Annotated in this window: 10 protein-coding genes; 4 read left to right on the top strand and 6 right to left on the bottom strand. The window is 67.8% G+C overall.

The window, feature by feature from the left end:
• Entirely contained in the window at window positions 1-495 is a 495-nt protein-coding gene (locus FOE78_RS11215) for a phosphoribosyltransferase (RefSeq protein ID WP_143988745.1), read from the bottom strand.
• A 53-nt stretch (window positions 496-548) separates the two neighbouring features.
• On the opposite strand from FOE78_RS11215, the gene FOE78_RS11210 reads away from it, so the two are divergent.
• Window positions 549-1,187 (top strand): Rv3235 family protein, encoded by a 639-nt coding sequence (locus tag FOE78_RS11210; RefSeq protein WP_143986360.1) that lies wholly within the window; start codon window positions 549-551, stop codon window positions 1,185-1,187.
• Here FOE78_RS11210 and FOE78_RS11205 read toward each other — a convergent pair.
• Window positions 1,171-2,187: a DUF3048 domain-containing protein gene (locus tag FOE78_RS11205; protein WP_143986359.1), complete on the bottom strand. Its 1,017-nt coding sequence runs from the start codon at window positions 2,185-2,187 to the stop codon at window positions 1,171-1,173. The two genes, FOE78_RS11210 and FOE78_RS11205, sit on opposite strands and share 17 nt — an antisense overlap.
• 126 nt (window positions 2,188-2,313) lie before the next feature.
• Between FOE78_RS11205 and kdgD the strand changes: the two genes are divergently transcribed.
• On the top strand, window positions 2,314-3,228 hold the full coding sequence (kdgD, locus tag FOE78_RS11200; RefSeq protein WP_143986358.1) for a 5-dehydro-4-deoxyglucarate dehydratase: 915 nt from the start codon (window positions 2,314-2,316) through the stop codon (window positions 3,226-3,228).
• A gap of 2 nt (window positions 3,229-3,230) precedes the next feature.
• Window positions 3,231-4,361: an L-talarate/galactarate dehydratase gene (locus tag FOE78_RS11195; RefSeq protein WP_143986357.1), complete on the top strand. Its 1,131-nt coding sequence runs from the start codon at window positions 3,231-3,233 to the stop codon at window positions 4,359-4,361.
• Here FOE78_RS11195 and FOE78_RS11190 read toward each other — a convergent pair.
• On the bottom strand, window positions 4,351-5,364 hold the full coding sequence (locus FOE78_RS11190; RefSeq protein ID WP_168207476.1) for a Gfo/Idh/MocA family protein: 1,014 nt from the start codon (window positions 5,362-5,364) through the stop codon (window positions 4,351-4,353). The two genes, FOE78_RS11195 and FOE78_RS11190, sit on opposite strands and share 11 nt — an antisense overlap.
• Window positions 5,365-5,463: 99 nt before the next feature.
• Here FOE78_RS11190 and helR point away from each other — a divergent pair, with 99 nt between their 5' ends.
• Complete coding sequence (helR, locus tag FOE78_RS11185; RefSeq protein ID WP_143986355.1) at window positions 5,464-7,629, top strand: RNA polymerase recycling motor ATPase HelR; 2,166 nt, start codon at window positions 5,464-5,466, stop codon at window positions 7,627-7,629.
• A 12-nt stretch (window positions 7,630-7,641) separates the two neighbouring features.
• Here helR and secA read toward each other — a convergent pair whose 3' ends face one another.
• The 3 genes from secA to FOE78_RS11170 form a co-directional block, all read right to left on the bottom strand.
• Complete coding sequence (gene secA, locus FOE78_RS11180; protein WP_456082784.1) at window positions 7,642-10,521, bottom strand: preprotein translocase subunit SecA; 2,880 nt, start codon at window positions 10,519-10,521, stop codon at window positions 7,642-7,644.
• A 72-nt stretch (window positions 10,522-10,593) separates the two neighbouring features.
• The gene (locus FOE78_RS11175) at window positions 10,594-11,775 is read right to left on the bottom strand and encodes a WD40 repeat domain-containing protein (RefSeq protein ID WP_143986354.1); all 1,182 of its coding nucleotides are present in this window, start codon (window positions 11,773-11,775) and stop codon (window positions 10,594-10,596) included.
• 9 nt (window positions 11,776-11,784) lie between these two features.
• Window positions 11,785-12,717, bottom strand: a complete 933-nt coding sequence (locus FOE78_RS11170; protein ID WP_143986353.1) for a hypothetical protein — start codon at window positions 12,715-12,717, stop codon at window positions 11,785-11,787.
• Window positions 12,718-12,724 lie beyond the last annotated feature (7 nt).

Genomic DNA, 12,724 nt, shown 5'->3' with positions numbered 1-12,724 from the left:
TCAGGCTCCTGCAGTTCGGTCGGACGGTCGGGTGATCGGGGGTTCGGACGACCACGGAAAGTCGATCCACAGCTCGGTCTGCCGCCAGCTGTAATCAGGCCGGATGATCGATCGCGGCTTGTGATAGAGCACCGCGGTCCGGGTCTGGGCGACGTGGTCCGCGCAGAACGCCTCGACCAACTCCAGCGTCTTTCCGGTGTCGGCGACGTCGTCGACGATCAGCACCTCGAGGTTGTCCAGGTCCGCGGCGTTCAGCACCGGCGGCAGCATCACCGGCACGTCCAGACGGGCATCCTCCCCGGTGTAGAACTCGACGTTGATCGTGAACAGGTTCTTGCAGTCCAGCGCGTAGGCCATCGCGCCCGCCGGCAGCAGCCCACCGCGGGCGATGCCCAGCAGCACGTCGGGACGAAAGCCGCTGTCGACGACCTGGCGAGACAGCTCGCGGCAGGCCTCACCGAACTCGGCCCAGCTGAATCGCTCGTGTGCGGCCATCACGACGCGAACGATACCGGTTGGGGTTGTGCATAACCGGAGCAGCATTGTCGGTGGTTCGTGTCAGGATCTGCGACACCAAGCAGATCTGGCCGATGGAGGTCGCGATGACCGCTGAACTGATCGACGTTGCGATGCTGCCGGTGCCGGACTCGGTGCCCGCCGCCGTGGCCTGGCCCCGGGAGGCGATCGCGCCGCCGCTGGAGCAGCAGCCGCTGCCGTGGGCGACGACCGCCGAGCAGCATCGCGCCGGCTGGGACCGATCCGTCCAGCATCGTTCGCAACCGCAGGTGCGCATCCTGCGGTTCGGTGACAGCTGGGCACCAGGACTACCGCCGGGGCTGCCGGATCCGGGCCCGTGGTGTGTTCGACTGGCGTCGGCCCTGCTGGAGGCCGTGCACGGGCTGCGTCCGGTGACGCAGCTCAACCGCTGGCTGGATCCGGTGGCGTTGACCCAGCTGAATGCTCGCGTCCGCCGACGATCCGCCGAGCACGCGGTCCTGCGCAGCGTCCACGTCAGCCGGTCTTCCGCGGACGCGGTCGAGGCGGTCGCCGTGTTCGGATGGGCGCGCACCGACCCTGCCGGCGACGGCGGATCAGCGTTCGCGGCTCTGGCCTTCCGGTTGGAGGCGCGTCCGGACCGCTGGATGTGTACCCGGCTGGACACCCGGGCGCTCAACCGTCGAGGATGATCCAGGTCCGGCCGGGTTTGAGCGGGATGTCCTTGCCGTGCGCGTCCCGCAGCGTCATCGGACCGTTCAGCTTCGTCCGCTTCCAGGTGCCGCCGACCTGCTTGCCCTGGGAGTAGATCGTCACCGTGCCGGTGCCGATCGTCTCGGCCACGTTGGACAACTCGGAGGTGGTGTTGGTGTCCTTGTGAGACTTGACCGACAGCCGGACGATGTTGTCGGTGAGAACCGGCTTGCCGCTGGCGCCGTCGGTGTTCGCCCGTCCGTTCCAGCTGGTGCGGTAACGGCCGCCGGTGTAGTCGAAGCCGAAGGTGTCGACGCCGACCTTGATCTTGACCTTCGCTGCCGCGGTCGCCGACTTCCACTGCGCACCCGAGCCGAACGTGTAGCCGATCGGCTGTGCCTTGCCGATGCCGGGCAGCCTGGCGATCTCGGCCGTGTTGACGACCACGTTGTGCGGTGCGACCCGGGCGGGGTCGCGCCGCGAACGCGGCACCGGACGCAGGTACGGACTCTGCCGCACCTGCTTCAGCACCTTGCGGTTGGCGCCGGAGAAGACCAGTGCCGGCTTGCCGAACATCGGCAGGAACTGGACGTCGGTGTTGCGGGCGCTGCGGACCGGTTCGACCCGGTCGGCGAACTTCGAATGGTAGATGGCCACCATCCGGGTCAGGTTGCCCTCGACGCGTTCCACCACGATCATGTCGGCCTGATCGAGGCCGACCTGGGGCCGCGCCGCGGCGACATTGTCGATCTTGACCGCGGCCACCACGTTGTCGCTCTTCTTGGCGCCGGTGATCGGGTCGTAGTTCGCCGCCTTGGTGGGGCTGGGCGTCGGACTCGGGGTGGGGGTCGGCGACGCCGACCTCGGAGCCGCGCTGCTGGCCGACGGGGTCGAGGTCGCGCCGTCGCCCGTCTTGTCGCCGCCGCTGCAGGCCGCGGCGCCGAGCGCGAGCAGCAGCGTCGTGCCGACGGCCGCTGCGCGGATCTGGGTACGTCTCACGGGCCACGACCCTAGACGATGTTCGCCCACAAGCCCTGGTCGCCCGCGTGTCATACCGGCCGTGCATCGAATGATCCCGAATCGGTGTTGGACAGCGATCAATCCGGGTTCCTAGGCTCACCGACCATGACCGACCTATCGCCTGTGGACGTCGCCGGAATCCTCGGCTCCGGCCTGTTGTCCTTCCCTGTCACGCATTTCGACGATCGACAGGAGTTCGACGAGGCCGGCTACCGGGATCACATCGCGTGGCTGTCCGAGCATCGTCCGGCGGGCCTGTTCGCGGCCGGCGGCACCGGCGAGTTCTTCTCCCTGACGCCCGGCGAGGTCGAACGGGTCGTCTCGGTGGCGGTCGGCGCTGCGCCCGACGGGTTGCCGATCATCGCGCCGTCCGGCGGCGGTACGGCGACCGCGCTCGAGCTGGTCCGGGCGGCCGAACGGGCCGGGGCGCACGGCATCCTGCTGTTTCCGCCGTACCTGACAGAGGCGGGCCAGGACGGTCTGGCCGAGCACGTCCGGACGATCTGTGCCGCCACCGACCTGGGCGTGATCATCTACAACCGGGCCAACGCGATCTACGCCGCCGACACTGTCGCCCGGCTGGCCGAGGACTGCCCCAACTTGATCGGCTTCAAGGACGGCGCCGGCAACATCGAGCAGCTGACCCGGATCTACTCCCGGCTCGGTGACCGGCTGCTCTACGTCGGCGGGCTGCCGACCGCCGAGTTGTACGCGCTGCCCTACCTCAGCCTCGGGCTGACCACCTACTCGTCGGCGATCTTCAACTTCGTCCCCCGGTTCGCGCTGAGCTTCTATGCTGCGGTCCGCGGCGGTGATCATGATCGAGTGTTCGCCGCGCTGAACGATTTCGTCATTCCCTACAGCGATCTGCGCAACGAGGGCGTCGGCTACGCGGTCAGCATCATCAAGGCCGGGATGAAGATCATCGGCCGTTCGGCCGGCCCGGTCCGGCCGCCGCTGACCGACCTCGACCAAGATCAACTTCGCCGGCTGGCCGAGTTGATCAACAAGGTGAATTGATCATGGACACGTCCACGGACAAGATCAGCAAGCTGCGGCTGTCCTCGGTGGTGCTGCCGCTGAGCACCCCGATCAGCGATGCGAAGGTGCTCACCGGCCGGCAGAAGCCGATGTCCGAGGTGGTGTTTCTGTTCGTCGAGGTCACCACCGCCGACGGCCACGAAGGGATCGGCTTCTCCTACTCCAAGCGGGCCGGCGGGCCGGGCCAGTACGCGCACGCCTGCGAGATCGCCGAGGCCGCGCTCGGCGAGGATCCCAACGACATCGGCAAACTGTGGACCAAACTGTGCTGGGCCGGCGCCTCGGTCGGCCGCAGCGGGCTGGCCACCCAGGCGATCGCCGCCTTCGACGTGGCGCTGTGGGATCTGAAGGCCAAGCGGGCCGGCCTGCCGCTGGCCAAACTGCTTGGCAGCCACCGCGACGGCGTCCGCACCTACAACACCTCCGGCGGCTTCCTGCACACCCCGATCGAGCAGGTGATCGAAAACGCCCGGGCCGCGCTGGCCCGTGGGATCGGCGGGATCAAGCTCAAGGTCGGCCAGCCGGACTGGCGCACCGACGTGGCCCGGGTGACCGCCGTCCGGGAAGCCCTCGGCGACGACGTGCCGCTGATGGTCGACGCCAACCAGCAATGGGATCGGGCGACCGCGTTGCGGATGGGCCGGATCTTCGCCGAATTCGGCCTGGTCTGGATCGAGGAGCCGCTGGACGCGTACGACGCCGAGGGCCACGCCCGGCTGACCCGCACGCTGGACACGCCGATCGCCACCGGCGAGATGCTGGCCAGCGTCGGCGAACACGTCGCGCTGATCAAGGCCGGCGCCGCGGACATCCTGCAACCGGACGCGCCGCGGATCGGTGGCATCACCCAGTTCCTCAAGCTGGCGACGCTGGCCGAGGCCGAGCAGTTGGAGATCGCCCCGCACTTCGCGATGGAGATCCATCTGCACCTGGCCGCGCACTACCCGATCGAGCCGTGGGTGGAGCACTTCGACTGGCTCGACCCGCTGTTCACCGAGCAGCTGGAGACCCGGGACGGCCGGATGTGGATCTCCGACCGCCCCGGCCTGGGCATCACCCTGACCGATCGGGCCCGAGCCTGGACCGCGGCCCGGGCCGAATTCAGAGTGTGACGGTGCTGTTGTTCGTGGCGGACTCGACGGCGGCGTAGGTCAGCGCCAGGGTGCCGAGGTTGTCCCGGCCGGAGTTCTCCGGCTGCCGGCCCTCGGCGATGGCCCGGGCGAATTCGGTCAGGCTGCCGGCCCGGTCGGTCCGCGGGACCCGCGGCAGCTCGACCCGCTTGTCCTCGCCGTTGCGTCGTACGGAGACCACGTCGACCTTCCAGCCGTCCTTTCCGTCGCCGCGGCTGGTCCAGTCGACCTCGCCGTCGGCGAAATCCATCCGCCACTCGCCGGCCCAGGCGGTCGGCGCGCCGTGGCTGACCCAACTGCCGCGGTAGCTCGCGGTCAGATCGTCGAAGTCGATCAGGGCGACACCCTCGGACGGACCGGCGAACAGCGACCAGTCCGGATCCCAGGTGCGGCAGGTGATTCCGGTCGCGTCGCGGCCGAGCACCGTACGCAGCAGGTCGAAGTGGTGGATCGACATGTCCACCAGCAGCGGCTCGTCCAGGTAGTGATGCGGGCCGCGGACACCCTCGGCGCCGGAGAAGCGGCGGAAGTCGAGTTCGACCGCGTGCAGGGCACCGAGTTCGCCGCTGCGGACGATCTGCTGGACCGCCCGGACCGCCGGGAAGAAGCGGTAGTTCTGGCTGACCGCCAGCACCAGATCCTGCGATTCGGCCAGCTCGACCAGCTCGCGCGCGTCCTCGACCGACGGCGCGAACGGCTTCTCGGTCATCACGTGCTTGCCCGCCTTCAACGCGGCCCGGATCGCCGGCACGTGGCCGACCAGGCTGGCGGTGACCAGCACCGCATCCGGATCACAGGCCTCGATCACCTGTTCGGCGGTGGCGAAGCAGCGGTCCGGATCGGCGACCCCGGCGGCGATCGCCGCCGTGCGGGACTCTTCCGAGACGTCGGCACTGCCGACCAACTGGACCTCGGTGACTTGAGGAATCATCTCCTGGGCCCAGTTGCGGCCGAAGCCGCCCAGACCGACCTGAACGATGCGCATGGCTGCATATATTGCCATGCCGCTTCCCCCGCATTTCCAACATATAGCGGACCCGTGGGCTTGCCGCAAGACCCGGTCGCGGGTGCAGAATCGGCGCTCGTGACTATCTCCGGAAAGGTCTTCGACCTGCCGAAACGCCTTGTGGCCAAGGCGGATCCTGCTCTGATCACTGCCGACGAGGAACACTTCGCGGCCATCCGCGAAAGCCTTGATCAACTGGTCGCCGAACTGACCGAGCGGATCGACGTGCTGCGCCGATCACCCGGTGGCAAGGGGCGCGCCGCAGCCGATCGGGACCTGGAGATCCATCGACTGTCGGCCCGGCTGCGGCTGCTGCGCCGCTTCGGCCTGGATGTCTGCCTGGGCCGGATGGTCGACGGCGAGGGCGAGCCGACCTATGTCGGACGGATCGGACTGACCGGCCGGAACGGGTCCCGGCTGCTGATCGACTGGCGTACGCCGGCGGCCGAGCCGTACTTCGCCGCGACCCTGGCCGAACCGATGGGCCTGGTCAGCCGCCGCCGCTATCGCTGGACGCAGGGCAGGATCACCGACTACTGGGACGAGGCTCTGAGCCCTGACGCCCTCACCTCCGAGGCTCTGCTGCAGGACCCGGCGCTGGATCCCGACTCGGCATTCATCGCCAGCCTCGGCAGCAGCCGTACGCAGCAGATGCGGGACGTGCTGAGCACCATCCAGGCCGACCAGGACGCGATCATCCGAGCCGGCTCGCGCGGCGCGCTGGTGGTCGACGGCGGTCCCGGCACCGGCAAGACGGTGGTCGCGCTGCACCGGGCGGCGTACCTGCTCTACTCCGATCCGCGGGTGGGCGAGGGCCGCGGCGGTGTGTTGTTCGTCGGCCCGCATCGTCCGTACCTTGCCTACGTCGCCGACGTGCTGCCCAGCCTGGGTGAGGAGGGCGTGCAGATCTGTACGCTGCGCGATCTGGTCGCCGAGGGCGACACGGCGGTTGCGGAGACCGATCCCGAGGTGGCTCGGCTGAAGGCACAAGCCGAACTGGTGGCCGCGATCGAGCCCGCGGTCGGATTGTACGAGGAACCGCCGACGAAGGCGATGCTGGTCGAGACCGACTGGGGCGATCTCCCGCTCCGGGCCGGCGACTGGGCCGAGGCCTTCGCCGCAGCCGAACCGGGCTCCGCGCACAACGAGGTCCGCGATCAGGTATGGGAAGCGCTGGTGTCGATCTTGTTCGACCGGCTCGCCGAGGAGCTCGACGAGCAGGACGTGACCGTTGATCAACTGGGTAGATCGCTGCTGGGCAACGAGAGTCTGACTCGTACGTTCACGCGCGCATGGACTCTGATCGACGCCGATGATCTTGTTTCCGACCTGTGGTCGGTGCCGGCCTATCTGCGCCGCTGCGCGCCGAGCCTGACCGATGAACAAGTACGACTGCTGCAGCGCGAACCTGCCAAAGCCTGGACGATCTCCGACCTGCCGCTGCTGGATGCGGCCCGGCAGCGGCTCGGCGACCCGGACGCACCTCGACGCGCCCGCCGGCGGGAGGCCGCCCTGGCCGCCGAACGGGAGCAGATGGATCGCGTGATCGACGAGATCATCGAGGCCGACGACAACCCCGAGACCACGATGTACATGTTGCGCGGTGAGGATCTGCGGCAGGCACTGGTCGACCAGGACGGGCTGCCCAGCCGATCGCCGGACCGGCTGGCCGGGCCGTTCGCGCATGTGATCGTGGACGAGGCGCAGGAACTGACCGACGCCGAGTGGCAGATGCTGGTGCGGCGCTGTCCGTCTCGCAGTTTCACCGTCGTCGGTGACCGGGCCCAGGCCCGGCACGGCTTCACCGAGACCTGGCAGGAACGGCTACGCCGGGTCGGCTTCGATGCGGTCAGCGATGCCACGCTGACCATCAACTACCGCACACCGGCGGAGGTGATGACCGTGGCCGAGCCGGTGATCAGGGCGGTGCTGCCGGATGCGAACGTGCCGATCTCGATCCGCTCCGGCGGCGCCCCGGTCCGTTCCGGGCGCAGGTCGGAGCTCGGTTCGATCATCGAGGAGTGGCTGAACACTCACGACGACGGGATCGCCTGCGTGATCGGCGATCCGTCGTACGAGGGTGGGCCGCGGGTCCGATCGCTGAGCGCCCTGGAGTCCAAGGGGATGGAGTTCGACCTGGTCGTGCTCGTCGACCCGGACAGCTTCGGCACCGGGATCGAGGGCGCCGTTGATCATTACGTCGCGATGACCCGGGCCACCCAGCAGTTGGTGATCTTGACCTGAGCCGCGTTCAGCTCAGGCGCGACCGTGGCACATCTTGTACTTCTTGCCCGAGCCGCACGGGCACGGGGCGTTGCGGCCGACTCCTGCGTACGGGTCGTTCTTGTCCTTCTTCACCGCACCCGTCTTGACCTCGCCGTCGCCGGAGTTGTACGAGACCTGCCGCGGCTTGGTCTGCTGCAATCCCTTGCTACGCAGCTGCGGACGGGATTCACCGACCGCGGCACCGACCGGTTCAAGATCATCTTCCGGTTCTTGATCGACTTCGATGACCTCGACCCCGGACGTGTCCAGATCGGGTCCGGACTCGATCAGCGGCCGGCGACCGTGACCGGCCTGAGCCTGGCTCCGCGCTGCCCCGACCTGAACCGGCCGTCCATGATCATCGGCGACCACGCCGACCGCGGGCTGTCGCTGCACCTCCACCTCGAGATGGAAGAGGTAGCCGACGACTTCTTCCTTGAAGGCTTCCATCATTTGGCTGTACATGGCGCCGCCCTCGCGCTGGTACTCGACCAGCGGATCCTTCTGCGCCATCGCGCGCAGGCCGATGCCCTCGCGCAGATAGTCCATCTCGTACAGGTGTTCGCGCCACTTGCGGTCCAGCACCGTCAGCATCACCTGACGCTCGAGCTCCCGCATCACGTCGCTGCCCAGGGACTCCTCCCGGGCGTCGTAGGCCGCGCCGGCGTCCTCTTTGAAGTCGTTGATCAACTCCTCGCGATCAAGATCCTCGACACCCTCGTACTCGGACCGCTTCAGGGTGACCGGGTAGAGCGTCCTCATCTGGGTCCACAGCTGCTCCAGATCCCAGTCCTCGCTGAATCCCTCGGTGGTGGACAGCACATACTGCTCGACCACGCCGGCGACCGTCTCCCGGAGCTGATCGGAGACGTCGGCGCCCTCCAGCACCCGCCGCCGGTCACCGTAGATCCGGTGCCGCTGCCGGTTCATCACGTCGTCGTATTTGAGGATGTTCTTGCGGATGTCGAAGTTCTGCGCCTCGACCTGGGTCTGCGCGCTCGCGATCGACGAGCTCACCCGCTTGTTCTCGATCGGCTGATCGTCCGGCACCTTCAGCGCAGTCAGCACCCACTCGACGATGTCGGACTTGAACAGCCGCATCAGATCGTCGCCCAAAGACAGGAAGAACCGGCTCTCCCCCGGGTCACCCTGACGACCGGAACGACCACGCAGCTGGTTGTCGATCCGCCGCGACTCGTGCCGTTCGGACCCGATCACATACAGGCCGCCGAGCTCGGTCACCTCGTCGTGATCGGTCTTGGTCTGCTCCTCGAGCTCAGCCAGCACCTTGTGGTAGGCGGCCTCGTACTCCTCGGGCTGGTCGACCGGGTCGATGCCCTTGGCCTGCACCGCCTTGTCGGCAAGGAATTCCGGGTTGCCGCCGAGCATGATGTCGGTACCACGACCGGCCATGTTGGTGGCCACGGTGACCGCACCCTTGACACCGGCCATCGCCACGATCGCGGCCTCACGCTCATGCTGCTTCGCGTTCAGTACGTCGTGCTTGACGCCCGCCTTCTTCAGCATCGCCGACAGGATCTCGCTCTTGGCCACGCTGGCGGTACCGATCAGCACCGGCTGACCGGCTTCCTGCCGCTCGGCCACGTCCTCGACGATCGCGGTGAACTTGGCTTCCTCGGTGCGATAGATCAGATCCTTCTGATCGATCCGGATCATCGGCTCGTTGGTCGGGATCGGGATCACGCCCATGCCGTAGATCTTCTGGAACTCCGAGGCCTCGGTCATGGCCGTACCGGTCATCCCGGCCAGCTTGTCGTACATCCGGAAGAAGTTCTGCAGGGTGATCGTGGCGAGCGTCTGATACTCGTCCTTGATCTCCACCTTCTCCTTGGCCTCGATGGCCTGGTGCAGCCCCTCGTTGTAGCGGCGCCCGGCCAACGTACGACCGGTGTGCTCGTCCACGATCACGACCTCGGATTCGGGCGTGACCACGTAATCCTTGTCCCGCTTGAAGAGTTCCTTGGCCTTGATCGCGTTGTTCAGGTACGAGATCAGCGGCGTGTTCGCCGACTCGTACAGGTTGTCGATGCCGAGCCGGTCCTCGACCTTGTCGATGCCGGCTTCCAGGATCGAGACCGTCTTCTTCTTCTCGTCCACCTCGTAGTCGACGTCGCGCTTCATCCGCTGCACCAGTTGGGCGAAGGTCGGATACCAACGCTGGTTGTCCTCGGCCGGGCCGGAGATGATCAACGGGGTCCGGGCCTCGTCGATCAGGATCGAGTCGACCTCGTCGACGATGGCGTAGTGATGGCCGCGTTGCACACAGTCGTCGATGCTGAGCGCCATGTTGTCGCGCAGGTAGTCGAAGCCGAATTCGTTGTTGGTGCCGTAGGTGATGTCGGCGGCGTAGGCGTCCCGGCGCTGTTCCGGTGTCATGTCGGTCAGAATCACGCCGACGGTGAGGCCGAGGAAGTGCAGCACCCGGCCCATCTGCTCGGACTGGTACTTGGCCAGGTAGTCGTTGACGGTGACGATGTGCACGCCCTTGCCGCTGAGCGCGTTCAGGTAGGACGGCAGCAGCGCGGTCTGGGTCTTGCCTTCACCGGTCTTCATCTCAGCGATGTTGTTCCAGTGCAGCGCGGCCCCGCCCATCAACTGGACGTCGTAGTGCCGCTTGCCGAGCACCCGCTTGCTGGCCTCGCGAACGGTGGCGAACGCCTCGTACATCAGGTCGTCGAGCGACTCGCCGTCGGCGTACCGCTTCTTGAATTCCGCTGTCTGGGCGCGGAGCTCCTCGTCGCTCATCGCGACGAAGTCCTCCTCGATGGCGTTGGCCCGATCGGCCACCGCCTTCAGCTTCTTGAGCGTCTTGCCCTCACCGAGGCGGGACAGCCTGTCCATCAAAGCCACGAGTTGCTCTTCTTCCCTGCTCGGGGTGTTCCGGTCCAGCGTTCATGCTAGGCCATCAGGGGTAACGCCGGTTCACGCTGCGGGCCGGACCGTGAGCTGGGCCACACCGCGCACCCCGGGCAGCAGCGGCCGCACCTGACGGGTGGCCACCTCGGCCGCGTACGCACGGTGGTCGGCGCCGACCACGAACAGCCACTTGCTGTCGGGCGAGAACGCGACCTGCGCCGACATGTACCCGGCTACCTGCACTTTGAGGTACCGCAGCCCACCGGTGGCGAGGTCAACCAAGACAATCGGTCCTCCTTGGGCACCGAGAAGGGCAGCGACTTTGCCATCCGGCGAGATCACGCCGTTGGACGATACGGACCCCTGCGAGCGGAGCGGTGGCTGCGGTGCGACGGGGGTGAAGTTGCTGTTCAGCAGCACCGGGGCGCAGTCCTCCTGGTCGGAGCAGTTCGCCGCCAGCACGCGGGTGGGGCCGACCGCGATCAGGGCGCCGTCGGCAACCCGGACCGCGCCCTGCGGGCGGAGGTCGTAGAGACCGTCGTCACGCGGACCGAGGAGATACCCGTGCCCGTCGGGCGTCAGCTGCATCGGGTACATGCCGCTGGGGACGGTGATGGTGGTCCCGGTGGAGTGATGGTCGACGGCGCCGACTAGGTCGAGGTGCGAGCCGTTGGCCGTCGGGATCCAGACGTGCCGGTCGTCCGGGCCCGGCAGCACGATCCCGCCTACGTTGCCGGTGCCCATCACGGGCGCGTCGTCGGGCACGAAATAGCCCGGCACCTGGTCGATCGGCCGGACAAGCACGCCGCCACTCACCGGCACGAAGGACAGCGGACCGGTGCTGGCCAGCGCCGGCACCCGGTGACTGACGACCCGGTCGTGGCGCGGATCCAGTTGGTAGACACCGCTGTCGCCGTCGGACAGGGCGGCGCCGGTGCGGACGAAGACGGAGTAGTCGGTGCCGGCTCCGAGCCAGGACAGCTCGACCGTCCTGGTCAGAACGTCCTCGAACGAGGGCACGACGGTGGGCCTCGGCACCGCCGGTTCGGACGGTGCCGACGGCGACGGCGAGTTCGGAGGCGCCGATGCCGGATCGCGATCGCCGTAGGCACGGACCACGGCCACCGCGACCACGATCAGACAGCAGGCCGCGACGATCGCGCCGACCAGGCTCGGCCGGCGCGGTCCGCCCTGGCCGGAGTCGAGGACGTCGACGTCCTCGGGCGAAGGCGGCGGCTCGTCGCTCATGGGTCGAACCTATCGAGAGCGACCGCGTTGCCGCAGCGATCGCAGCCCGACGCCGATCAGACCGATCACGAAGGCCAGCCCGGCCAGCCGCAGCGATATCCCGTCCGTGCCGAGGGCCATCCGGAACACCTGGAGGCTGGCGCTCACCATCTCGGCCGGGTCCTGGGCCAGCACCCGAGAACCGGCGCCGTACGACATCGCGGTCAGGCCGGCCGGGATGATCCAGAGCAGCAACAGATCGAAGAACCAGGCGACCGCGCGGCCGACACTGTGCAGCCCGCACCAGGCGAGCGTCAATCCGGTCAGGATCCCGGGCAGCCAGCTCGAATAGCCGAGCCAGCGGTTGATCAACACGGATCCGGACTGGTGATCGGCGAAGATCACCGAGCCCAGCCAGAGTCCGGCGGCGATCGCAGCGAGGGTGCCACCGATCGACGCTCCAGCCCGAGGCGCCATGGCCAGCAGGGCCAGCACGATCAACCCGACGACGATGCCGACCACGATCACCCCGATCACCGCACCCAGGTAGATGGTGGACCGCGGATCGTCGGCCAGCCCCCGATAGACCACCACTGTCGACTGCACACCGGCACCGACGAAGATCAACAACACGCCGGCCAGGGACGAGAGTGACGCTCGTCCGCGGACGCCGGCCGGCGCCGTCCGAGCGAACAGCCCGGCCAGCGCCGAGCCGAAGATGATCAGGGCCAGCATCAAGGACAGCTTGTACTGGCTGAACGGCAGCAACGCGATCGGCATCCGCTCGGCGGGCGTCTCGACGGCCCACAGATTCTGCAGCGGCAACCGCAGGCCGGTGATCAGCCACGGCAGCAGACCGATCACCGCGGCGAGGACGCCACCGCCGAAATACCACCAGCCGGACCGTGTCCGGTTGCTGATCATGGACGGCGATTGGGCCGTTGCCGGCAGCGAGCTGGTCACCGGCACA

This window comes from Microlunatus elymi, from assembly GCF_007362775.1.
Classification (GTDB): Bacteria; Actinomycetota; Actinomycetes; order Propionibacteriales; family Propionibacteriaceae; genus Microlunatus; species Microlunatus elymi.
The sequence above is the reverse complement of the archived record's forward strand: the minus strand, read 5'-3'. Positions and strand labels throughout refer to the sequence as shown.

Bases quoted from the DNA above. Each gene is read 5' to 3' on its own strand.
- FOE78_RS11215 (WP_143988745.1), bottom strand. From the start codon at position 495: ATGGCCGCACACGAGCGATTCAGCTGGGCCGAGTTCGGTGAGGCCTGC.
- kdgD (WP_143986358.1), top strand. From the start codon at position 2,314: ATGACCGACCTATCGCCTGTGGACGTCGCCGGAATCCTCGGCTCCGGC.
- FOE78_RS11195 (WP_143986357.1), top strand. From the start codon at position 3,231: ATGGACACGTCCACGGACAAGATCAGCAAGCTGCGGCTGTCCTCGGTG.
- FOE78_RS11190 (WP_168207476.1), bottom strand. From the start codon at position 5,364: ATGCGCATCGTTCAGGTCGGTCTGGGCGGCTTCGGCCGCAACTGGGCC.
- FOE78_RS11175 (WP_143986354.1), bottom strand. From the start codon at position 11,775: ATGAGCGACGAGCCGCCGCCTTCGCCCGAGGACGTCGACGTCCTCGAC.